At 54.9% G+C, this 23,251-nt stretch carries 15 protein-coding genes and 18 tRNA genes; 9 read left to right on the top strand and 24 right to left on the bottom strand.

Features of this window, described 5'->3' with window-relative positions; genetic code table 11:
- The first annotated feature begins 7 nt into the window (after positions 1-7).
- Positions 8-4,975, top strand: a complete 4,968-nt coding sequence (locus DKB71_RS33270; RefSeq protein WP_408602318.1) for a YDG domain-containing protein — start codon at positions 8-10, stop codon at positions 4,973-4,975.
- A 57-nt stretch (positions 4,976-5,032) separates the two neighbouring features.
- On the opposite strand, the gene DKB71_RS33265 is transcribed toward DKB71_RS33270, so the two are convergent.
- Positions 5,033-5,764 carry a hypothetical protein gene (locus tag DKB71_RS33265; protein ID WP_408601952.1) on the bottom strand — a complete coding sequence of 244 codons (732 nt, stop codon included), beginning with the start codon at positions 5,762-5,764 and terminating at the stop codon, positions 5,033-5,035.
- Between the two features lie 220 nt (positions 5,765-5,984).
- Here DKB71_RS33265 and DKB71_RS33260 point away from each other — a divergent pair, with 220 nt between their 5' ends.
- A complete protein-coding gene (locus DKB71_RS33260) occupies positions 5,985-10,520 on the top strand; it encodes a YDG domain-containing protein (RefSeq protein ID WP_408601951.1) in 4,536 nt (1,511 codons plus the stop codon).
- Between the two features lie 374 nt (positions 10,521-10,894).
- Here DKB71_RS33260 and DKB71_RS33255 read toward each other — a convergent pair.
- The 19 genes from DKB71_RS33255 to DKB71_RS33165 form a co-directional block, all read right to left on the bottom strand.
- A tRNA-His gene (locus DKB71_RS33255) sits at positions 10,895-10,972 on the bottom strand.
- Positions 10,973-11,105: 133 nt separating this feature from the next.
- A tRNA-OTHER gene (locus DKB71_RS33250) sits at positions 11,106-11,178 on the bottom strand.
- 128 nt (positions 11,179-11,306) lie between these two features.
- Positions 11,307-11,383, bottom strand: a tRNA-Val gene (locus DKB71_RS33245).
- 155 nt (positions 11,384-11,538) lie between these two features.
- Positions 11,539-11,613 (bottom strand) — tRNA-Trp (locus DKB71_RS33240).
- Positions 11,614-11,663: 50 nt separating this feature from the next.
- Positions 11,664-11,739: transfer RNA gene (locus DKB71_RS33235), tRNA-Ala, on the bottom strand.
- A 7-nt stretch (positions 11,740-11,746) separates the two neighbouring features.
- Positions 11,747-11,822: transfer RNA gene (locus DKB71_RS33230), tRNA-Lys, on the bottom strand.
- Between the two features lie 132 nt (positions 11,823-11,954).
- Positions 11,955-12,031: transfer RNA gene (locus DKB71_RS33225), tRNA-Trp, on the bottom strand.
- Positions 12,032-12,038: 7 nt separating this feature from the next.
- Positions 12,039-12,114: transfer RNA gene (locus DKB71_RS33220), tRNA-Ala, on the bottom strand.
- A gap of 51 nt (positions 12,115-12,165) precedes the next feature.
- Positions 12,166-12,251, bottom strand: a tRNA-Tyr gene (locus DKB71_RS33215).
- A 49-nt stretch (positions 12,252-12,300) separates the two neighbouring features.
- Positions 12,301-12,381: transfer RNA gene (locus DKB71_RS33210), tRNA-OTHER, on the bottom strand.
- A gap of 7 nt (positions 12,382-12,388) precedes the next feature.
- Positions 12,389-12,464, bottom strand: a tRNA-Ile gene (locus tag DKB71_RS33205).
- Between the two features lie 47 nt (positions 12,465-12,511).
- A tRNA-Met gene (locus tag DKB71_RS33200) sits at positions 12,512-12,587 on the bottom strand.
- A 7-nt stretch (positions 12,588-12,594) separates the two neighbouring features.
- A tRNA-Lys gene (locus tag DKB71_RS33195) sits at positions 12,595-12,671 on the bottom strand.
- 131 nt (positions 12,672-12,802) lie between these two features.
- Positions 12,803-12,889: transfer RNA gene (locus tag DKB71_RS33190), tRNA-Tyr, on the bottom strand.
- A gap of 6 nt (positions 12,890-12,895) precedes the next feature.
- Positions 12,896-12,969: transfer RNA gene (locus DKB71_RS33185), tRNA-Cys, on the bottom strand.
- A 45-nt stretch (positions 12,970-13,014) separates the two neighbouring features.
- Positions 13,015-13,091, bottom strand: a tRNA-Asn gene (locus DKB71_RS33180).
- A 63-nt stretch (positions 13,092-13,154) separates the two neighbouring features.
- Positions 13,155-13,230: transfer RNA gene (locus DKB71_RS33175), tRNA-Asn, on the bottom strand.
- Positions 13,231-13,288: 58 nt separating this feature from the next.
- Positions 13,289-13,364, bottom strand: a tRNA-Phe gene (locus DKB71_RS33170).
- A gap of 332 nt (positions 13,365-13,696) precedes the next feature.
- Complete coding sequence (locus tag DKB71_RS33165; protein ID WP_408601950.1) at positions 13,697-14,101, bottom strand: hypothetical protein; 405 nt, start codon at positions 14,099-14,101, stop codon at positions 13,697-13,699.
- A gap of 135 nt (positions 14,102-14,236) precedes the next feature.
- On the opposite strand from DKB71_RS33165, the gene DKB71_RS33160 reads away from it, so the two are divergent.
- The 3 genes from DKB71_RS33160 (at position 14,237) to DKB71_RS33150 (ending at position 17,533) form a co-directional block, all read left to right on the top strand.
- Positions 14,237-15,628: a hypothetical protein gene (locus tag DKB71_RS33160; protein ID WP_408601949.1), complete on the top strand. Its 1,392-nt coding sequence runs from the start codon at positions 14,237-14,239 to the stop codon at positions 15,626-15,628.
- Between the two features lie 74 nt (positions 15,629-15,702).
- Positions 15,703-16,548 carry a hypothetical protein gene (locus tag DKB71_RS33155; RefSeq protein ID WP_408601948.1) on the top strand — a complete coding sequence of 282 codons (846 nt, stop codon included), beginning with the start codon at positions 15,703-15,705 and terminating at the stop codon, positions 16,546-16,548.
- A gap of 106 nt (positions 16,549-16,654) precedes the next feature.
- On the top strand, positions 16,655-17,533 hold the full coding sequence (locus DKB71_RS33150) for a hypothetical protein (RefSeq protein ID WP_408601947.1): 879 nt from the start codon (positions 16,655-16,657) through the stop codon (positions 17,531-17,533).
- 59 nt (positions 17,534-17,592) lie between these two features.
- On the opposite strand, the gene DKB71_RS33145 is transcribed toward DKB71_RS33150, so the two are convergent.
- On the bottom strand, positions 17,593-17,865 hold the full coding sequence (locus DKB71_RS33145) for a hypothetical protein (RefSeq protein WP_408601946.1): 273 nt from the start codon (positions 17,863-17,865) through the stop codon (positions 17,593-17,595).
- Between the two features lie 135 nt (positions 17,866-18,000).
- Between DKB71_RS33145 and DKB71_RS33140 the strand changes: the two genes are divergently transcribed.
- The 4 genes from DKB71_RS33140 to DKB71_RS33125 all read left to right on the top strand — a co-directional run bounded on the left by DKB71_RS33140 (position 18,001) and on the right by DKB71_RS33125 (position 20,396).
- Positions 18,001-18,555, top strand: coding sequence for a YcbK family protein (locus DKB71_RS33140; protein ID WP_408601945.1), 555 nt, complete (start codon positions 18,001-18,003; stop codon positions 18,553-18,555).
- Between the two features lie 45 nt (positions 18,556-18,600).
- Positions 18,601-19,137 (top strand): hypothetical protein, encoded by a 537-nt coding sequence (locus DKB71_RS33135; protein ID WP_408601944.1) that lies wholly within the window; start codon positions 18,601-18,603, stop codon positions 19,135-19,137.
- A 69-nt stretch (positions 19,138-19,206) separates the two neighbouring features.
- Complete coding sequence (gene dcd / locus DKB71_RS33130) at positions 19,207-19,773, top strand: dCTP deaminase (protein ID WP_408601943.1); 567 nt, start codon at positions 19,207-19,209, stop codon at positions 19,771-19,773.
- Positions 19,774-19,844: 71 nt separating this feature from the next.
- Positions 19,845-20,396 (top strand): hypothetical protein, encoded by a 552-nt coding sequence (locus DKB71_RS33125; protein WP_408601942.1) that lies wholly within the window; start codon positions 19,845-19,847, stop codon positions 20,394-20,396.
- Positions 20,397-20,450: 54 nt separating this feature from the next.
- On the opposite strand, the gene DKB71_RS33120 is transcribed toward DKB71_RS33125, so the two are convergent.
- The 3 genes from DKB71_RS33120 to DKB71_RS33110 form a co-directional block, all read right to left on the bottom strand.
- Positions 20,451-21,203, bottom strand: a complete 753-nt coding sequence (locus tag DKB71_RS33120; RefSeq protein ID WP_408601941.1) for a hypothetical protein — start codon at positions 21,201-21,203, stop codon at positions 20,451-20,453.
- An 87-nt stretch (positions 21,204-21,290) separates the two neighbouring features.
- Positions 21,291-22,166, bottom strand: coding sequence for an ATP-grasp domain-containing protein (locus DKB71_RS33115; RefSeq protein WP_408601940.1), 876 nt, complete (start codon positions 22,164-22,166; stop codon positions 21,291-21,293).
- Between the two features lie 179 nt (positions 22,167-22,345).
- Positions 22,346-23,089 carry a peptidyl-tRNA hydrolase gene (locus DKB71_RS33110; protein ID WP_408601939.1) on the bottom strand — a complete coding sequence of 248 codons (744 nt, stop codon included), beginning with the start codon at positions 23,087-23,089 and terminating at the stop codon, positions 22,346-22,348.
- Positions 23,090-23,251 lie beyond the last annotated feature (162 nt).

The raw sequence follows: 23,251 nt of genomic DNA, 5'->3' as shown, positions 1-23,251 counted from the left end.
TCTGAGAATGATGAGCGCCCTGCTCCTCATCTCCCCCGCTGGCGCGATAGCCGCCACCCTCCCACAGGGTGGTGTCATAACGGTTGGCGATGGCTCGATGGTGTCGGGCGGCAACCAGCTCGTGATCAATCAGATCACCGACAAACTCGGTATCAATTGGCAGAGCTTCAACGTCGGCGCAGATGGCCACGTTCTCTTCAAGCAGCCTGGTAAAGACTCCATCGCCCTCAACCGGGTAATCGGCAGTGATGGTAGCTCCATCCTGGGCAAGATCGACGCCAACGGCCAAGTATTCCTGATCAACCCCAATGGCGTTATCTTCGGAAAAGGCGCAGAGGTCAATGTCGGCGGCTTGGTCGCCTCAACGCTGAACATCACCGATGCCGACTTTAAAAGCGGCAATTACAAGTTTAACGCCGGCGCCGGCAATGGTGACGTCGTGAACCTTGGGTCTCTCCAGTCTGCCGAAGGCGGCTACATCGCCCTTCTCGGCAAGACGGTGAAGAACCATGGTGTGATCAAGGCCAAGCTAGGCAACGCCACCCTAGCAGCCGGTGACGCAGTTACGCTCGACTTCTCCGGCGATGAGCTCATCAAAGTTCAGGTCGACAAGAGCACGATTAACGCTCTGGTTGAGAACAAAGGCCTGATCCAGGCGGACGGTGGCCAGGTCTTGATGACCGCACGCGCCAGCAACGCCCTGCTGAATACCGTCGTTAACAATGAAGGAGTGATTCAGGCCCAAACCATTGAAAACCGTGGTGGCAAGATCTTCCTGGACGGCGGGATGGACAGCGGTACCGTGACTGTAGCGGGCACTCTGGACGCCAGTGCACCGGTGCATGGTGATGGCGGATTCATTGAAACCTCCGGTGCGCATGTAATAATCGCAGATGGCACCAAGGTAACTACCCTGTCGAAGGAAGGAAGAACGGGTGACTGGTTGGTTGACCCAACTGATTTCCATGTCGTGTCCGGCACCGGGGCCCAGACATCCTCACAAATTGGCGCGACCACTCTTCAGAATAACCTCGCCACGACGAACGTCACGCTACAGACCAGCGACACAGACATTGGGGAAGCCGGTGATATCAATATCGATGCTGACGTGCTGTGGCATGCCGATACGAAGTTGACGTTGACCGCCCACAACAAGGTCAACATCAACGCCGACGTTCGTGCTACCGGCAATAATGCGGGTCTGGCAATCAACGCCCCAAACGGATTCACCCTGACTCCAAACAAGCGAGTTCGTCTTTCGGGCACTAACTCAACGTACTCGGAGAATGGTGTCGACTTCATCAGACTCAGAACCGTCAACGATCTGAATCTGCTGTCGAACGCTGCAGATGGCCAACGCTTTTTTCTCGCAGATGATTTGGCTGCAAATGCAACCAGCGGCTGGAACGCAGGTGCCGGCTACATACCGCCTGGTGGATGGGATCGAGGCGCAATCGAAGGACTGGTGATCGAAGGCTTTGGCAACTCGATCTACAACCTTCACATCAAACTGGACAACGACTATTCCGGGTTGATCGGGTGGGCGAACAATGCATCAATCCGAAACCTAGATTTGGATGCAGATGTCGGTGGCTTCGGCTATAGCGGCATTCTTGCTGGCTACCTGAGTAACAGTACAGTTACCAACGTTCGTACCTTTGGCACCATTCATGGCACCAATGCCGACGACGTGGGCGGTATCATCGGGCATGCCAAAAACGTAAACATCAACGGTTCTTCTAGCAGCGCCATCGTCACTGGGACAAACAATGTCGGTGGCATCGTTGGCTACGCTGAATCCGGAACAACGATTTCGAATACAAGATTTGGCGGCATCGTCACCGGCCAAGACGCTGACAGTGACTACACCGGTGGGATCGTTGGTTACGCAAAAAACTCCACTCTCTCCAACTCTTTTAACGCTGGTACCGTCAACGGTGCCAACTATGCCGGTGGCCTGATTGGATCGAGCGTCAACTCAACCGTTATTCGATCTGGCTCTTATGGCCGCGTGAATGGGATTCAGGCCACGGGTGGTCTGATCGGTATTGCCAAAGATTCGACCATTTCAGAAGCATATTCGAATGGCGCCGTTAATGGTCTGACTCAAACAGGCGGACTCATCGGAAAGGCCGTAAACCTGACCATCAATGATGTCTACGCGGATGGCGACGTAACTGGTACGACCTATACGGGCGGTCTGATCGGCGACTTGTCAGGCGGCTCAATAAACCGCGCATTTTCACTGTCATCAGTCTTTGGAACGAACTATGTCGGCGGGTTCGCCGGCAGAGACGCTGCCGGCGAGATCATCAATGCCTATGCAGGCGGTGATGTGACAGGAACACGCTACATTGGTGGTTTCCTGGGCTCTGTCGCCAACTCCACTGTGAAGTTCACCTATTCCCTGGGCGCCGTCGTAGGCAGCCAGAACGTTGGTGGATATAGCGGCAACGGCGCCGGAAACACCATCACTGAGAGCTTCTGGGATACGCAATCGTCGGGGCAGGCCACCAGTGTGCATGGTCTTGGTAAAACCACGGCTGAGATGCACTCAGCGTCGACCTTTGCCAACTGGGATATTGGCACGCAAGGTGGTACCGGTGAAGCCTGGCGCATCTACGATGGATTCACGGGGCCAATGCTCCGATTTGCAATGACCACAGCCACGGTCAGCGGCAATGACAAAAACCTCACCTATTCTGGCCACGCTGTCACTGAAGATGAACTGAAGGCTGACGGCGCATACGGTTACACCACCGGTATGACTCCCGATAATTTCTGGTCATATTTCGGCGATGAAGATCCGGAAGTGCTGGATAACGAATTCATACTGGGTGGGAACACGCATGACGGTGGCAAGGCCATTCGAAATGCCGGCACCTACACCGCCGACAAATTCTATTCGACGCAGTTCGGCTACGACCTCATCGAGACTGCGCCCAAGACCATCGTTATCGATAAGGCCAATCTCACCGTGTCGGCCTCGGGTGACAGCAAGATATACGATGGATCGACTTCTGCCGGTGTCAGCTTTAGTGACAATCGTCTGGGTACCGACGACCTGGTCATTGGCTCAGCAGGCTCGAACTTTTCCGACAAGAACGCCGGTACTGGCAAGACAATCACCGTCAACGGAATTACCGTTACGGGTGAAGATGCACTCAACTACAACTGGAACACCTCTGCTGTCACCACTGGCGATATCGCCAAGGCCAACCTGAACGTATCCGCTTCAGGCGGCAGCAAAACTTACGATGGCAACACGTCCGCCAGCACGATCCTCGGCGACAACCGAATCGCCGGTGACGATCTCGTCTTGAGTTCTGGCTCATCGACATTCTCGGACAAAAACGCCGGCACTGGAAAAACCGTCACCATCGGCGGGATTACGGTCACTGGTACAGACGCCGACAATTACCTCTGGAATGAGTCGACCTCCACTACCGCCGACATTTCCAAGGCAACCCTCAACATCTCCGCGTCCGGGTCGAACAGGGTTTATGACGGCGGAACTTCAGCCACCGTGAGACTGGGCGACAATCGCATTGCAGGCGATGACCTAGTGATCAGCTCGTCAGGAAGCGCATTTGCAGACAAAAATGCTGGCAACGGCAAAACCATCACCGTGAATGGGATCACGGTCACCGGAACTGACGCTGACAATTACGATTGGAGCGGCTCCGTCACCACTACCGCCGACATCAGCAAGGCTGTGTTGAACATCGGCGCCATCGGCCAGGACAAGTCCTATAACGGGAGTACAGCTGCTGACGTGACGTTCTCGGACGACCGCATTGCCGGTGACAACCTGGTCATCTCATCTGGCTCCTCTACATTCAGCGACAAGAATGCCGGCACCGGGAAAACTGTGACCGTTGGCGGTATCACGCTCGGTGGTACGGACGCCGACAATTACAGCTTTAATACCGATGCGTCGACTACAGCAGACATTTCTAAAGCGGTGCTCAACATCTCCGCCTCGGGCCAGGATAAGGTTTATGACGGATCATCTTCAGCCGGCGTGACGTTCACTGACGACAGAATCAGTGGGGACAACCTCACCATTTCTGGCTCAGGTTCATTCGCCGACAAAAACGCAGGCTCCGGTAAGGTCATCACTGTCGGTGGTATCGCCGTTTCAGGCACAGACGCCCAGAACTACACCTGGGATGGCCTGGCCACAACCACTGCGACGATCAGCAAGGCGCTGCTCAACATCTTCGCCAATGCCCAGGATAAGGGTTATGACGGGACGAACAACGCTCAAGTGACGCTTGGTGATGACCGCATAAGTGGTGACCTACTGCAGGCCAACTATGGAAGCAGCACGTTCTCGGATAAAAACGCCGGCACCGGCAAGACTGTCACAGTGGGCGGTATCACCCTAAGCGGATCTGACGCCGACAACTACACAGTTAGTACTACCGCGACTGCTCAGGCTGACATCACCAAGGCGAACCTGGTCATCAAGGCGGACAATGCTTCCAAGGTGGAAGGTTCGGCAGACGGTGACCTTGGCTGGAACATCCAGAGCGGTAACCTTTTCGGTGACGACTCGATTGATGGAACCCTAGCCAGAGACTCCGGCGAAGCTGCCGGCCTTTACGACATCAACCAGGGTGACCTGACTGCTGGCTCAAACTACGTGCTGTCGGTCGTGCCGGGGATCTTCGAAATTACCGAGAAGGTTAAGCCACCAGTGATTGTCGACCCGATTGAGCCACCTGTGATCGATCCACCTACCCCGCCAGTCGTTGAGCCGCCGAAGCCGCCGAAGCCTCCGGTGAATGTGGAGCTGGAAAATGCGAAAGACGTTGTTTCCACAATCAGCGTAGCGGCTAAGACAGCGACCGCTGCCGTTGAACCAATGGTGAATGCGGAAAGTGGATCAGTCGGAAGCGGCTATCGCCTCCTCAATCTGGGCATGAAGCTGCCGGATGACCTTACCTCGGAAGACGGTGCGACTTTCTAAGCAGTACCCAACAAAAAACAGGCCTTCGGGCCTGTTTTCTTTTTTTCGATCCGCCGTTCAGGCGGCTTCTTTGCGCATGAAGACCGTCAGCAGCGCCCACCAGGTATTGGCAGTCTTCATGTGATGCTTGGCGACCATCGAGGACTTCTCATGACTGACGCCAGAATTCAAGAAATCGAGTACAACCAGCGGGGAATCTGGGCTGTTCACCGCCATTTTGATGGAAATCGAACGTATGCCTGACTTCGTTTCGTGCTTGGCACTGTTCCCGGCCACAGCGCCAACTATGGCACCTGCCCCACCGGTGAGGACTCCGCCCACAGCAGCGCCCACCAAGCTACCACCCATGCCTGAGGAAGACTTTGAAATGACTTCTTCGTCGACCTCAAGCGCCATGTCATAGACATCTGCAGCTCGAAGTATTTGAGCTTTACCGCCAGGGCGGCAGATCAGCAGCTGTGTGAGCTCTTCGTTGATAGCCACGTAAATGGCGCCAGACTGGAAGGATATTTTCTCCTCGAAACTCGCCGACTGCATAGCGGTTTTGGCTTCAAACTGATTTTTGGCGTTCATGTCATGCGCAGACTTGTCGATCTGCGTGTAGAAGAAGGCAAAGATGGTTGAGACGCCGGCAGACCACCACAAGGTAGAGGACTTAGCTGTAGCCCAATCCGCGAAGAAGAACACCACGATGAATACCGGGATAGCAAACATGAACGTGCCTGCTACAGCCGTAAAAAGGAACGTGAACACCAGCTGTCCATTTCCCATTCCTTTGATTTCTTGCATGTCGACACTCGTAATCCATTGACTGATGTCACAACACTATCACGGAGGCTGAACGGAGGACAAACCTTCGTTGCTGGCAAGGCTACGACTGGCAGAAGTTAACCGAGGCCTCATGGGCACCACCGCACTTACTCCGCCCGTCCGCTGTTTCCCATCCGACCTAAACAATTGTGTAATATTGTCGTTTTGCATCAAGGACTTAGGGGCATGCGTAGAAATTATGAACAGAATCCATAGCCATATCTGGAGTAAGGCTCATAATTCGTGGGTTGTGGTGGCCGAAGGCACCAAATCCAGCTCAAAATCTGGCGCCAAGAAGCTGAGAGTTATCGTCGCTCTGCTTCTGCTATCCCCCGCTGGGGCTATGGCCGCAACCCTGCCCCAGGGTGGCCAGATCTCCATTGGTGAAGGAACCATAGTCAACATCGGTTCCAACCAGCTCACCATCAAGCAGGTCTCGGACAAATTAGGCATAAATTGGCAGAGTTTTAACATCGGCGCCGATGGCAAGGTTGTGTTCGAGCAGCCGAACTCTAAGTCCATAACCCTCAACCGGGTGCTTGGCAGTGACGGCTCCTCGATCATGGGCAATATCGAAGCCAATGGACAGGTGTTCATCATCAACCCCAACGGCGTGATCTTCGGTAAAGACTCCCAGGTGAACGTCGGCGGTCTCGTTGCCTCTACGCTCGATATGAAGGACAGCGACTTTCAAGCTGGGAACTACAAGTTTTCAACTGGCTCGAAGGCCGGCTCCGTCATCAATCAGGGTACCCTCCACGCTTCACAAGGTGGCTATGTTGCTCTGATCGGCAAGAGCGTCAAAAACGAAGGCGTAATTCTGGCCAAGCTCGGCACTGCTGCCTTGGCTGCTGGCGATGCAGTGACCATGGACTTCGCCGGCGACGGGTTGATCAATCTGCATGTCGATAAGGCTGCCATCGGGGCGCTCGTCGACAACCAGGGGCTCATCGTTGCCGATGGTGGGCAGGTCTTGATGACTGCCCGTGCAGCCAATGCGCTCACCGACACCGTGGTCAACAACGATGGCATCATCCAGGCCCAGACGCTCAATATGCGTGCCGGCAAGATCATGCTTGACGGTGGCCCGGTGGACGGCACCGGTGTCGTGACGGTCGGCGGCACCCTGGATGCAAGCGCTCCGGATGCTGGCGATGGTGGGTTTATTGATACCTCCGGCAAAATCGTATCGATCAAAGACAACACCAAGATCACCACCAAGTCAGCACGAGGTCGGACGGGAGAATGGCTGATCGATCCCACTGACTTCACCGTCACTGCCGGCACCGCCCCTTCCACTGAATCCGGGATCGGTGCGACCACCCTCGAGAACGCCCTGGCGAACTCCAACGTCACACTGGAGACCTCCTCCCTCGGGACAGAGGAAGGCAACCTCACAATCAATGGCGCGGTCTCCTGGTCGGCCAACACCACGTTGACGCTCAAGGCTCATAAGAGCGTCATTCTCAACAGCGATGTCACCATCAATGGCGACACCGGTGGCATCTCGATCAATTACGGCCTGGGCGGCGACCCTGCATCAGCCTTCCAGATCAATGGCGGCAGTGGAACGCTCACCATGAATGGTGGGAACAACTTCTTCGCCATGAACGGCATCACCTACACAGTCATCGACGACACCACGTCGCTGAGGGCGCTGAGCAACAATCCTGATCTCAATGGTCACTATGTATTGGCCAGGAACATCAACGCCGTCAGTTCGGCCACCTGGAACGGCGGGCTCGGCTTCGATCCAATTGGCGATGGGAGTAATCCCTTCACTGGTGTCTTTGAAGGCCTGAATCACCGCATTACCAACCTGGCCATCAAGCGTCCGTCCGAGGATTATGTTGGGTTCTTCTCCACCACCAATGGCGCCAAGATCTCCGGTCTTTCCCTAACTGGCTCAGTCACCGGCAACACGAACGTTGGCTTCCTGGCCGGCAAGTTCACAAACTCGTCCCTGGCGGCCTATGACATCGGATCGAGCTCCTACTCGCTGAGCAATTTCTCCGGAACAGTGAACGGGAACGACAACCTGGGCGGCGTGGTTGGCCAGACTTCTGGATCGAACCTGCTTTCGGTGCAAAACGGCGCGACTGTCACCCTCGGGTCTGGCAGCAACGTCGGCGGTATCTTTGGTCTTGGCAATGCGCTGACAGGCAAGTATCTCTACAACACCGGGGTGATCTCTGGGGCCGACAACACGGGCGGTATCGGCGGCTCGCTGACCGGCTCGTCGAAGATCACCTGGTCAAGGAACCTGGGGGCGGTCAATGGCAGCAGCAATGTCGGCGGCTTGTTCGGCACGATGGCCAACTCTTCGCTGACCACGGCCTGGAATGGTGGTGATGTACACGCCAGCGGTGACCGCGCCGGTGGCCTGGTCGGCTCCTCTACTCAAAATCAGGTGATCGAGGCCTACTCGGTTGGCAAAGTACGGGCTGACGGTCGCTACGCTGGCGGGATCACGGGTTACGATTCCGGTGGGTCTACATTCAACGAAACCTTCGCGATTTCCGAGGTTGCCGCCAGTGACTACGCGGGTGGCCTGATCGGTTACGCCAGCGGCGCGACGATATCGAACTCCTATGCGACCGGCATGGTGACCGGGGCAAACTCAGCAGGCCTGGTGTCCGGACTCGACGGCTCCACGCTTAACTTTGTCTACGCCTCGGGCAAGGCATCCTCCGGGTTGGTGGCGCAAACCTCCACGGGCGGCAACACAATCAACGAAGCCCTGTGGGACATGGGCCTGTCGGGGACTGCCGCCAGCCTCTACGGTGTTGGGAAAACCAGTGCTCAGATGAAGAGCGCATCGACCTTCGCAACTTGGGGGATCGACTTGGTCGGCAACGGCGGCGGACTGTGGCGCCAGTACGATGGTAAAGGCGCCCCGCTGCTCAAGTTCCGCCTGGGCACCGGCAGCGGCTACACCACCGTTAAACAGACCAGCAAAAACGCGATCTACGCTGGACGAGACCTGACAGCCAATGAGCTGGCCAGCCTCGGCATCAGCAACGGCGGCGGGCTCATCTTCTGGGGCGCTTACACCCCAATCACTGGCTCTGACACCAGCGGCGGCAATGCTATTCGCAACGCCGGCACGTACGCCCTGGATCAGATGTACTCAGAGCAGTTCGGTTTTAACCTCTACCAGCCCAACCCATTGACGCTTACCGTGGCTAAAAAACAGCTTACGGCAAGCGCGGGAGGCTCCGTCTCCAAGGTGTATGACGGGACGACGGGGATTTCCTTCGACGGAGTGGCCGGCACGTTTGCAGGCGATGACCTGGTCATCAAAATGGAAGGCGACTTTGACAGCAAAAACGCTGGCGCCGGCAAAGGCATCAACGTCTCTAACCTGGAGGTTACCGGGTCGGCAGCATCGAACTATGAAATCGTGGCTGACACCCACATCACCGGCACTGTCGATAAGGCCACGCTGAGCTTTCAGGGTAGCGCCCACGATAAGATCTATGATGGGTCGACAAAGGCTGAGGTGGATTTCACCGATGATCGTATCGCCGGCGATGACATCAGCTTCGACTACACAGCCAATTTCTCGGACAAAAACGCCGGTACCAGGAAAACCGTCGATGTCAGCGATATCGGTCTCAGCGGATCTGATGCGAACAACTACACTTGGGCGTCTACCTCCTCCACCACGGCAGACATCGCCAAAGCAAATCTCACGATTTCAGGATCAGGGTTGGATAAGACATATGATGGCAGCTCCTCTGCCGGAGTTGTCCTGGGCGATGACCGCATTGCCGGAGACGACCTGGTGATTGGATCTTCCGGCGCCACCTTCTCTGACAAGAACGCCGGGACGAACAAGACCATCACGATCAACGGCATCACAGTGTCTGGCATCGATGCGCAGAATTACTCCTGGAATGACGTTGCAACGACCTCAGCGACGATCTGGAAGGCGATCCTCGACGTTACGGCCAAAGGCATTGGTAAGACCTACGACGGCACCAGCAACGCTCAGGTGGACTTCGGTGACAATCGGATTGCCGGCGACAACCTGGTCATCACTGGCGACAGCCGCTTTTCGGACAAAAACGCTGGCACGGGCAAGACAGTTACTGTCGATGGGATCACCCTCAGCGGTGCCGACGCAGACAATTACTCCTTCAACACTACCACCGCCACCACTGCCGATATCGCGAAGGCGAACTTGGTTGTGAAAGCGGATAACGGTTCCAAGGTCGAAGGGTCGCTCGACGGCGACCTCACGTGGGGCCTGGAAAGCGGAAACCTGTTCGGTGCTGATACGATCCTGGGAGACCTAGAGCGTGACGCAGGCGAGCTTGTGGGCAGTTACAACATCGAGCAAGGGAGCTTAAGTGCCGGCTCGAACTATGACCTTACCGTAGTGCCAGGCACCTTTGAGATCACGAAGCCAGTGGTGCCTCCGGTGACTGAGCCGCCTGTTACCGAGCCACCTGTAGAGCCTCCTGTGACAGAGCCACCAGTAATCGAGCCGCCCGTTACGGAGCCACCGGTGACCGAGCCTCCAGTCGTAGAGCCTCCGAAGCCAGGCGATAAGGTGGAGTTCGAAAAAGCGAAGGACGTGATCTCCGTGATCAGCACTTCAAGCACTTCGACTGAGCCGCTAGCTGTAGCGAACACGGACGCAATCAGCATTCTGCTTGATTATCGTCTGATCAACCTTGGGATCAAGCTACCGGACGATCTGCTCTCTGAGGAGGGAGCGACCTTCTAATCGAGTGCAATGACAAGACAGGCCGAAAGGCCTGTTTTTGTTTTCGAAGGAGCTGGAGATACCAGGCGCCGGTACCGGCGAATTATCGACCTGCCTGCAATGAAGCTCTTAATGCTGGGAATGCCAAAGTCGACTATGGGACGTCATTGGCACCGAACATCAAAGTCGTAAGCCGTTTTTTTTGATGCTGGACTCTGTGAGGAGAATTCCAGCCTAAAAAATTATTGAGACGAAATTCTTAGGCTTTCAGGGATTTGTTGTCTGCTCTCACGCCCTGGTGAAAGCAGACGGTGTGGCGGGCCTGGTTCGATTCGAACGAACGACCAATAGCTTCAAAGGCTACTGCTCTACCAACTGAGCTACAGACCTACAAATGGGGTGGTTGGCGGGGATCGAACCCGGCGACCTCTGGTGTCACAAACCAGCACTCTAACCAACTGAGCTACAACCACCATTAACTTTTTGCCTGCTCTCACCCCATGGTGACAGCTGACGGTGTGGCGGGTCTGGATGGACTCAAGAACCATCGGTGACCGGATCAAAACCGGTTGCCTTACCAGCTTGGCTACAGACCTACATCTTAGGGGCGACTGACAGGCATCGAACCTGCGCGTATGGGGCAAGGCCACCACTGTTCTACCAACTGAACTACAGTCACCACAAACCTAATAACAACTTACAAGAATCGCTCGTAAGTCATTGAAATGGCGGGCCCGACCGGCCTCGAACCGGTGTCCATCCCTTCAGAGGGGATCGCTCTACCAACTAAGCTACAGGCCTTCTATCTGGTAGGGAGTGACGGATTTGAACCGGCGACCCTCTGCTTGTAAGGCAGATGCTCTAACCAACTGAGCTAACCCCCTGAAAACTGATAACGCCCCGCCGCTGCGTTACCTTGCCTGATGCCCTATCAGGCTCCAGAGCCATGCAGGCTCCAATGTGGTGGGTGGCGTAAGATTCGTGCCACCCATGTTTTTCATTACGTCCTACGTATCAGAAACTACGTCGAACTCCTAAGTGGCGGGCCATGGAAAGACTCGAACTTCCATCGTCGGATTTGGAATCCGAAATGCTGCCATTGCACCAATGACCCGTGAAACAGTGGAGATCTCTCTCCTGGTGTTGCGTACTGCTGTGTCAAAGTGGTGGAACAAGACGGGATCGAACCGTCGACCTCTTGCATGCCATGCAAGCGCTCTCCCAGCTGAGCTATTGCCCCGTGTGTTTGGTGGGTCGTGAGGGGCTCGAACCCCCGACCGTTGGATTAAAAGTCCACTGCTCTTCCAGCTGAGCTAACGACCCCAAAATCTTGGCAGTAACGGACTGCCTCCCGTGCTTGATGAACAGCCCCACGCCTCGCTTTCATCCTGTTCAAGACTTAACTTGAACCCCTAAATAAGTGCCATAAACTACTGATCTATAACACATTTTATGTGGCAGACCGTCAGGGATTCGAACCCCATCCGCACGGCTTTGGAGGCCGGCATGCGTAGCCATCACAACCACGATCTGTAACGCTGGTGGAGCCAAAGGGAATCGAACCCTCGGCCTCCTGCTTGCAAGGCAGGCGCTCTCCCAACTGAGCTATGACCCCGTTTGTTGCCTGGCACCAGCGGTGTTTTAGACCGATCTCTGGTGCCTCATTTGGTGGGCGAGGTAGGATTCAAACCTACGAACCGCGTGGGAGCCGGGTTACAGCCAGCCGGCTTTGATCACTTGCACTACTCGCCCGAAAATCGTAATTCTTTATGCCTTGGGCCACTCTTTCGCCCTTCAAAAATGGTTCCGCGACCAGGGTTCGAACCTGGGCTTCCTACCTACTATTTCAAGGCCTGGACTCTACCGACTGAGTTACCACGGAACAATTTTGGTGCACGATTCCAGATTTGAACTGAAGACCTCACCCTTATCAGGGGTGCGCTCTACCAACTGAGCTAAACGTGCGTGTTTCGTTTTTTGGGATCAAAACCTGCCTCCCGGTGCTGCTTGTATGGTGCAAATGGCTGGGCTTGAACCAGCGGCCTAGGGGCTATGAATCCCTCGCTCTGCCAACTGAGCTACATTTGCGGAAAAATGGTAGGTGGCGTGGGATTCGAACCCTACGACCTGGAGGTTAAAAGCCCCCTGCTCTGCCAACTGAGCTAGCCACCTGTTACAGCAAAATCAGTGCACCCTTTAACGCCAGGGGCATCGCCACATACGAAGTGGGTCGGGTCTCAGCTTCCTAGCAGGCCAAAGCCTTGCATCTGCTGGTCAATCTAGCCAAAACATATGGCATAAATTGGTGGGCGGGGTTGGATTTGAACCAACGAACCCTCGGGAACAGATTTACAGTCTGCCGGCTTTGAACCAAACTTGCCTACCCGCCCAAACACTGGAGATAACGGTGAGAATCGAACTCACATAAGAAGATTTGCAATCTCCCACCTAGCCACTCGGACACGTCACCTCAAAACTTTCTACTTACCGCCAAAGTTCGGCAATAAATATGTATTGGCTTGCACGTCTGGATTCGAACCAGAGACCCCTTAGTTAACAGCTAAGTGCTCTACCTGACTAAGCTACATGCAATCTAAACTGTACTCGTAACTGTATCTTTGAGTCTGCCTCTCACTCTTTTAGAGGACTTGAAAGTGGCTTGCACGACAGGACTCGAACCTGTGACCCCTTGGTTAACAGCCAAGTGCTCTCCCAACTAAGCTACATGCAAATTGAAACTTTTTACTTCTTAAATCTCTCCGCAGCCATCAGCGTCGAAGTCCATAATTTGGTGCAGCGGACTGGGTTCGAACCAGTGACCAGAGGTTCTTCACACCCCCACTCTACCAACTGAGTTACCACTGCAATACAACGTTTGTGTATCTTTCCGGCAAAGAAAAACCCCGGAGCTTTTGAAGGCTCCGGGGTCTTAGATCCCGTTTTCTTAAGCCTTCACTTTGCTTTCGCTAGTGTAGGCTCCAGACAGGCTACCTACACGATGGGCACACACCACTTAGCAAAATAATTCTTTGCCTGCTTTTGCATTTGATTGATGTGATGTGCGTTCATGTTCGGCGTCTCCGTTGGTATGAGTTCATTAAAGCGAACCTCTTTAATGGTGTCAACACCCTTTTTCAAAAAAAGTGAAAATAGTTTGAACTAGCCTAGTTTGTTCATGCTTGGCTACGAATTAAGAGTCATGGCGATGGCGAATCACTCTTGTCCAGCTCATGACTCTTAATAAGAGTAGGTGACAACCAGGCATCTGAACCGATCCCGTCAATAGAGAACTGGTAACCCCTTCTCTGCAACTCAGTAATAACGTGCTCGTTTGTAATCGACTGCACGTAGACAGCAACCCCATGCTTTTTCGCCAACGGCTCAATGTGGGACAGCAGTGACCGAAATGCACCCTTCCTTCGCTCGCCTTCTTCTACTTCAACGTCGGCTATATCAATGGTCAGCCCAGGGACGCCATTCATCATCCTGCCGGCGATCCGGAACCAGACCATCAGCGGCCCGAAGGTCAGCCGCGCCCTGGCACCCTGCCTGCGGCTATTTTCTTCAACGAAGGTGTCGAGCAATTCGAAATTCAGTTTCATCAACGTGATCCTCACTAGTGCGGCGATTATGCGTCCTAACGAGTTGATCGGCCAGTTCCGCTCTGCCGAGGCGCTGAGTTTCATTGCCCGGAGGTGCTCGCAACGACTACATTGGAGGTCTATCAAGGGGGAAATATGACTATCAGCGTGACCGGCTCCGTCCACACGATTTTGAATACCTTCGAGCGCTACGGTACATCACATACCTTTGATCTGAGCCATATGACTCGGGGCCAGGAGGTAGAGCTCACCCTGCCCGACGATAGCACTCGGATCAAACTCCCCTGCATCAGCTACCTGCCAGCGCTTGTGGCTATCCATAAGAAGCTCCCCGCCTCAGTGATCCGTCACCAGCTGGAAAGCCAGGGCATCGAGCTAGCCGAGCTTCTTCAGCTGGAATTTCCGGAAACGGCATTCGACTTCCAAGACTCTCCCTTGAACGCCTTCCATATCAGCCGCGACCTCCTACTTGGATTGGAAGCCAATCGGATGCCGGAGACCTACAGCCCAGAGGCAGAAATCCAGCTGCCGATGAAAATCGCCATGCTTTCGAGTGCAAATCCATCGAACTGGATTCCCGAGCGCCTTCAGCGTTTGAGTGACAAGGTGACTGAGGGGATCGCTGAAGCCCACGATTTTCTCAACCTTGATCTTGATGAATATGGTTGGGGCTTGCTGGATGAAGCAAGCATGCCGAACGCCAATAAATACGATTTTGCCCATCGAAAGGGCTTCTTCAGTGAGGTACTAGCGAGCAAAAGGTTATCGGTTCATGGTTTCTATGAGCACTTACTCTCGCACGCATACGGTTCAGACGATGTATGGAAAAACGCCCTAGAATTTTATTTCAGACGCCTTCCTGAGCCGCAAAAAGGAGCGTTCATAAAAGGGTTTGAGACCAGCATCCCATGCCTGGCTGATGACAGCTTGGACAACGCCTCGGTGTCTTACGCCTACCAATGGCTGATCGACCAGCTCAAAAAATGGGAAATCCCAGGTACGCTCACCACCCTCACCATGAGGCTTAACTATCTCCCAACAGTGCCGGTAACCAAAGCGTCGAGCATGATTAATGACTCAACTGCCTTTGATGACCTGCTGGAGAGCCCTCAGGATACTTTCGCCCTGCTGGCCAATGAGATTGCCGAGCTTGAACCTGAACAGTACTGCCTGGCTCACTTCCATGCATTTCTGCAGATCGAGCGTCAGGGCCATCTGCAACATACGCATGAAATTGACCCTCACGCATTCACCCTGAAGGCGCTCCAGGCGCTTGATCACTTCTCCATGCCAGATGGGGCAGAACCTGTTGAGCATAAATCCAAGGTCGACAAGGTGGCCAGGGACGGCGTGAGGGCCATGATCACCGAGTTGTTGCGTAGCCATGACTTCGACCACACCGTCTTCAAAGGGCAAAGCTCCAGGAATATCGCCCTCCTGGTCGAGTCCGGCCTGGATCCGCGCCAGCTCCCCCGGATGAAATACACCGATATGGCGCGGGCGTTCACCAACGTCCTGGGCGTGTAGCAAGATGGCAATTGACTATTAATGTTGTACTCTTCAGTACGCGCCAGCTAGACTGAGGAAAAGGGAGAACACAGATGACTCTAAATATTCGTACCGCCCTGCAAAATTGCGAGGCTCGTGAAGCTAAATCCCCGCTGTTCAGCGCGGAGAAAGCCAAGTCCATGGTAATGCCCGCTGTCCTCATGGCAGCCGGAGCTTCCATTCCATTCGCCCCTGGCATGGACGGTATCTTCACCGCGCTGGCCGCTACGGCGTCCAGAATCGCCGGGAACACCCAGCTCATCGCCGAGCATCACACCCACTTGGTTTACGCCTTAGGCGCGATCACGGGCGGTCTCGGTGCCGCACTGACAGCTGTGGGTATTCTCGAAAATCGCGACCACAAGAAAGGTGTCGAACAAAACGAGCGTCTGGCTGCATCCCGCATGGCCAAAGAGACCTGGGACACGATCAGCCGTACCAACGATACCCTGGCCGACAAGGTGTCTGCTCGCCACAACTGGCTGAAAAGCACCTTGGCAGTGAGCACCCCTTCGACCGACCGCACCCTGATGAAACACGGCCTTGATCCAAACAATCGGGTTGTTGTGGCGGATTTGACCCGTGCTTACCATCATGGCCTGAAAAACGCTGTCACCTGCGCTGCCGCGTCCGGCAAGCTGCCGGTGCTTGATAGCAACCTGCACGACCAGTTCACCCAGCGTTCGATTGCCTCGGGCATGCTCGATTACTACAAAGGGCGTCAGGCTCCGCTGAAACTTCTGGACAGCCTCAAGTCGATGGCCACCCCAGACAACAAAGGCGAAGTGCTCGACGTCTACCAGCTGGCGCGTTCCAGTTTCGAAGCAATCCGCGAGCTGAGTGTCCAGGCGCCAGCGCCTAAAGCACCAGAGCAAATCGGCTTTGGTCGAACGCTGTAAGGCTTCTGGCAGAATCAGATCCCGGCCCAGGCCGGGATTTGCGTTTCAAGACCTATCATTTTGTAAGTATTGCCAGATAAGATAAAAGAAAAATGGAGATCCCTCTGTGAAACTACAGAACGCACTGCGCAACGTTCTCGAGCGCGAGACTGAGCGCCTGAAGAACTACGACCTGAGCCAGGAAAAGCTGGATGACGGGTTGTACATCGCCATCCCAGGCGTCATCGCCGGCATCGCGATCACTGCTTACGCCATTCACGCGGGCGGTCTGATGGAAGTGCCCTCCTACACCGTAGCGCACGCCGCACACCTGAAGAACGAAGTCATGACCTTCGCTCGTGAGAACGCGAATAACCTCATGGCCGTTGGCAGTGCAATCGGCGGTGCTGGCGCCCTCGTGTTCCTCAAAGGGCTGCATGCCGAAAACGTTGGTTTGCGCCAACGCTGGTCACATGCCTTCAACAACCTGGGCCATGGCAAAGAGTTCATCGACGCGGTCGATAGCACTGCCGATACCCTTCTGAAAACCAACAAGCGCGTATCCGGCGCCGTTGACTACGAGAAGGCCTGGATCGACAAAGTCCTGGTGTCCACCAACACCACGAAGAACGCGATCCTGCGCACCATGGGATACGAGCTGTCGCAGCCAGACCGTGTCACTGAGCTGAAAGCGGCCTACACCTTTGGCATCAAACAAGCTTTCGTTTCGGCCATCGAGGCACGCCAAGACCTGGTCGGCACCCTGAAAGCGCCAACCCAGTTCGCCGAGCAGGCGATCATCCATGGCATGGCTGACTACTTCAGGGCTACCAGGATTGACGAACCGGGCCTGGCCGACAAGCTGAAGTTCGTGTTCTTCGGGGATGACGAGATCCTGAAAGACCGTAAAGAGCCGCACGAAATTGCTCGCGCCGGCTACAAGGCGATCAAGCGCATGCGCAGCATCGACCCTACTTACGGTGAAGACGGCCCAAGCATGGGCTAACAAAAAAGGCACGGGGAAACCCGTGCCTTTTTCTTCTGGATGCAAGATCCAGGAGGAAATTACCCGATTTTTTCGATCTGGTCTGCACAGAACTCGACCACTTCGATGAACTCAACCACAGCATCGATCTGCAGCGGACTGTCGTCGGCCAGCATCATCACGATTTCCTGAAGATACACCGCCACGCGGTCGTTCAGCTGCCCCAGGGCCACCAATTCTTCTTTCGGAAGGTCGGTTTTCGACAGGCGCTCAAGCTTGCTCGCGGCTTGGTTGAGCACCGGTACCAGCTTAGTCAGCTTTTCGCGGGCAATGGGGTTCATATTTTGGGTCATTGTGGAACCTAATGAGAAAGTTTTGTTCTAGCCACACGATATATCCCTACCACCTAGCGCTCAAGCAGAATTTAGCTTTTTGGGCGACGAACGATTTGCAATAATTGACGCTCCCTCCTCCTGGTCGACCATTTCATGATGATCTACAGAAAGCTGCTTTTCGTCGTTCTCTGTGTTCTTGGTAGCCTGGCCGCAATCCAGCCGGCAGAGGCAAGAGACTGGAAGGACAATCTCCTAGACCAGGATCGGTGCCTGACCCTCTATCGCGTCTCCTCGAAGGAGAACAGCACCTTCTGTTACTGGCGCAAGGGCTTTGGCTACGACCGGGCTGGATACGCGAAGGCCAACTGGATCCTGAGGGACGTAACCTATCGCACCCAAGTGGCCATGGATCCCCTACTCCTTGATACCTTGTTCATCATCCAGCAGTGGCTCATCCTTGAGGGCCGCAGCGGCGAGATCAAAATCCTCTCCGGCTACCGAACGCCAGAAAACAACAGAAAGACGAAGGGTTCAGCCCGGCTCTCTCAACACATGCAAGGCACAGCCGCCGACATCCATGTCCCTGGCGTGTCCACGAAGCTGCTCGCGGCGATGAGTCGAATCATTGGGGTCGGCGGGGTTGGGATCTACATCGAGAAGAAATTTGTCCACGTCGATACTGCCGGCGTGCGAATTTGGGCAGGTTGATTTTTGCGTCCAATTGGTCTAAGCAGTTGATTTTAAAGAAAAGAGTTGCAACAATGCGAAAACTTTGATTGCCAGAAAGATCGCTGGCCCTCACCCGATGACCTGAAAATGGTGACGCTTGGCACTTTTTTCGAATATTTTGGCCTGCTGTCACTACCGGCATACCTGATCTATTTGAGCCTCTACAGGCTGCCCGCACAGGAGCAGCTTGGGGAACGAGTCCGCGTTAATCAGCAGAAGTTCGCCTTCCTTGACCCTGGCACCACGAAGTGGCGGGTCACCATGTACCAGGTGCTGACCCCTGAGATCCCCGAAGAGGCCGAGTTTCACTACGCCCTTGAGGTCAATATGGGGAAGCGGTTCCGCCCCAAATGGCGCAAGGTTTACGTCGAAGCCGCCCAGGACTCAAAGTCATTCCTGCGCCGGGCTAGAACCGCAGGCCCGCGCCTGGTCGACGAGCATCGGGCGCCAGATCATTTTTGTGTGGATGGGATCAAGCAGACCATTCGCTTCGGCATCTTCGCCATCTGCAGTGTCATGTTCATCGACCTGATGATCTACTACCACTACTTCCCTTTCTAACAATTTCCATAAATTGACCATCAGTACCACGACCGCTATATTCGTGGGCTCCTTACAGCGAGGCTTCAAATGAGCATCAAATCGGACAAGTGGATTCGCCGTATGGCGCAAGAGCACGGCATGATCGAACCATTCGTTGAGCGCCAGGTGCGCGGCAGTGATGACAGCCGAGTGATTTCCTACGGTGTGTCGAGCTACGGCTACGATGTGCGTTGCACCAACCACTTCAAGGTATTCACTAACATCAACTCGGCAATCGTTGATCCTAAGAATTTCGACGAGAAGAGCTTCGTCGACATCCACAGCGACGTTTGCATCATTCCGCCAAACTCCTTCGCGCTGGCCAGCACCGTCGAGTACTTCCGCATCCCACGCAACGTGCTGACCATCTGCCTTGGCAAAAGCACCTATGCCCGCTGCGGTATTATCGTCAACGTCACGCCGCTTGAGCCAGAGTGGGAAGGTCACGTGACCCTGGAGTTCTCCAACACCACCAACCTGCCGGCCAAGATCTACGCCAACGAAGGCGTGGCTCAGATGCTCTTCCTAGAATCTGACGAGGAGTGTGAAATCTCCTACAAGGATCGTGGCGGCAAGTACCAGGGCCAACGTGGCGTTACCCTGCCCCGTACCTGACAGCTGATCGCACACAAAAAGAGCCGCCCTCCTGGGTGGCTCATTTTTTTACCACAAGAGACCCCAAAAGCATGGAAATGTCGAAGACGATGGCCAATGAGACGGTCGAGAGCGAGTCGCCAAGTCGATTCGTACAGGTATGTGTACTGGTTCTGTTGATCATTGGTCTCGGGTATCTGTTGGCAGTGATCGTGTATCTACAGATCTCTCAGGTCGAGCAAAAACAGAGAGAAGTACAATGGGTCGCCAAATTTGTTAGTGGCTCCATCAGCTACTCAGAAAAGGCGCTTCACAACGATCCCCTGGTGTTTGCTCCGGATGGCCGATTGAAAACGTCAAACGGGAAAGACTTCACCTTCAAATACTTCGTGGATGCCGGTGTTGTGCCTTACCTCCCCCGCGTCCTCACCCTGGACAATGCCTACATCCTCGAAAACGCCAACGACTTCCTGCCTGAAGGTGATCAAGCCAAAGGTTGGATTCTGGCCAGCGAGACAGGTAGCACTGCCCTGTTCAGTCGATATGAGTGCTACAAGTACCTGAAGGAAGTTAAAGATCCTACCCAGGCAGGCTGCGGCTATAACGCTAAAAAGCAGCATTATGCCTACTGGCAGCGCCTCTAACCTGGATGAATAAAAAAGCCACCATTCGGTGGCTTTTTTGTTTCTCGTGGAGCGTCAGTCAGCAGCGGTGTCGGTATGGAACTGGTAACGCTGGATCATCTTGAGCGTCAGTCGAAGCCCACGATCCATGCTGTCCTCGAACTGGCTCAGAGCCCAGAAGCTATACAAAGGGGCCGTTGCTTTGACGAAAGCATCCAGCTCGGTGCGGTCAATATCCTTGCTCTCCAGATGGAGCATCAGCCTGCTCATGTCCATGTACTGGGCAAAGAGCACATAGGCGATGCCGGCGATCAGTAACAGCCACATGAACGGATGCGCGACGGTGATCGTACCCATCAGGAGAATCACAACGCCGATCAGCCGGACGATGAACAGCACGCTCTGCCCTGCCGCCATTTTCCGCAAATTGTTTGTGAGCATGGACTCGTTGAACGACTTGATCAGATCCTTACCCTGGGACAGGACATAGAACAGCATGCCCAGCGCAACCAGGATCATCGGCATGCAGACTGCCGTCACCCCAGTCCAACCCAGAGACAGAATCAGCGCTACAGCGCCCACGCCCAGCATGCCGGCCAGAGCCACGGAAATCTGGTCGAGTACCGGGATCCGCATACGTGCCTCCATGATTGCACCGCCCACCAGTTCGGTCATGGCTTCCGTGTAAAACTGAGCGTTGAGCTCACGCACACGAGCAAGCTTATCCGCAGGAAGAACCTGGCTGTGCGGCAGGAAGTTTTTAAAGCGATTGGTGATGATGAGGTCGAGCGAACGAGCCACAAACTGGCGGTACAGCGGGATAAGCATGGGTTGGCCCTTTTTCTTGATTTGGGAACAACGCTAGCCTATCACGCCTATTGTCCAATGGAAGGCTTACCGAGGCACCATTAGGCCTCAATCCTCCATTGCCACCTCATAGTTGAACTCACGCAAGGCGAGATCGGCGACCGCCTTAAACAGCGCCAGGGAATCGCAGGCGTAAAGGCCTGACGTCGAGAAGGCATTGAGCTCTACAACCTTGGGCACCCCGTCAAAGAATCCCACGTCACAGACATACGCCAGGTCGATCTGTCGCGGTAAAGCGGCAACCTGCTCGGCGACCCTTAAGCACGCCTGCGAGATCGACGGGTGAATGCTTATCTTACCGCCCACGTGGTAACGACTGCCGGTGATCACCTTCCCGTCCACGATAAAGAATCGGTACTCAGCTGCGATGACGCTCGCCGGCGCGACCAGGACTAAGCTCTTCTCGGTGACCGGGGTGAGCTGCTTTAAACTCGACAACTCGAATGCAGCAGACTCCCGGTCGATGCACAGGCCGGTGAAGGTCTTTATACCGCTGTCAGGTCGGACGAATAGGCGGCTTGCGCCGAAATAGCGATACAACTGATCAAGACGCCGCTCGAACTCAGCAAATGGCAAGTAAACAGCATCGGCATTACCCAGCAACTCAAGCGGGATGCGAGGCATGTAGTGGGAGCACATGAAGCGGTCACGAGCGTAGTAGCAGCCTGGGATCCCCTGGATGGCCTGCACGCGCTGTTCAACGAACTCGATGCTGCCATAGGCCACAACGCACTGATCGGGCCCGTAGGCCGTTACAGCGCGACTCTCACCCTTGGTGATGAATGTGGTCACCTCAACACCGTAACCCAGCGCACGCAGCTTCTCAGGCAGCCCTGAGTGCGTCTCAGACTGAATCATTCCCTCGTCGATGACGAAGATCACGTTCGGAGTGTTGGCCGGCGCCGGGCTGGTAGAGAAAGTCACAGGGAGCACTTCGCGGCATCGCGGGCAACCCGACCCATCTCGTTAGTCGAGAAGACCAGGCTGTCCACGAAAATGACCAAGGCCTGGCGAGCGTACCCGCACTCTTGGGTGGGGGTCGAACTGCACCCGCTGATGCTGATCAGCATGATGCACATCGCCAGGTATCTCATGTCTTGCCCTCAAATCAGCTTGAGGCTACCGGTCAAATGCTCGATGTTGGCGTGGAACTCAGGGCCTACAGCCAGCATTTTCACGCCTTCAAACTCAACCAGCGAGGTAGTCGAACCCCTCTCGTCAAATTTGGCCTGCAGCTCAAGCAGGCTTGCGTCGTCGGCAACCGAAAGGCCTATCTTGGCATAACCACTCTTGATCCAGGAATCGAAAGCGATGTTTGTGCGGCTGGAGATCAGGTACTCCTCGCGGGCTGCCTGGGAGTCCAGCTCGAGCATTTTGGCGATCTGGTTCAAGCAACCCAACGCCGCCAGCGTGCACACCACTTCTTTTTTCAGCTTCGTCGAGCGGCTGAAGATGAAGTACTGCTTGGCCTTACGCTCGCTCTCGGTTTCCGCACAGTCGTAAGGTGCGTCTTCCCATGCTGCACTGAACAGGCCGCTGGCCGCGCAGGTGACGGTTTTAACGCCGTTGAACTCAGTCGCGCCGTTGTCGATCACCAGCTGCGAGTCGTTCGTCAGGCCCAGGAAGTCCCTCACCGCCTCTTCCGATTCGGCAAATTTGAAGTCCACCTCCGGTGCGGCAAGGAACTTGCGCAGTGCGGTCATCTTGCTACCGGCCAGGCGAAGGCCGTCCTTACCCGAGCGCATGTGGCTCATGAGCACTTTCATTGCGGCGTGGCCGGCCTGGCTCGCCATTTTACCCGTGCGCATGCTGAGATCGCTGCGCATTACAACGTTTAGCTTTTTCATTTCTCTACTGATTGGTGCGGATGCCGGCAGGAGTCTGCGCGACTAATTAAGGCTGGCAATTTATCATCAATATTTGTTCTTGACAACAAAATCCCCAGGAAATAGGGGTCAACATGGATCAATTTGTTTCAGCGGGCACAAAAAATCACCCCGCAGGGTGAT

The sequence above is a fragment of the Pseudomonas sp. PLMAX genome (genome assembly GCF_046042685.1).
In the GTDB taxonomy this organism is placed as follows: Bacteria; Pseudomonadota; Gammaproteobacteria; order Pseudomonadales; family Pseudomonadaceae; genus Aquipseudomonas; species Aquipseudomonas putida_AE.
Note: the sequence above shows the minus strand (reverse complement) of the source record. Positions and strands in the feature narration are given on the sequence as shown.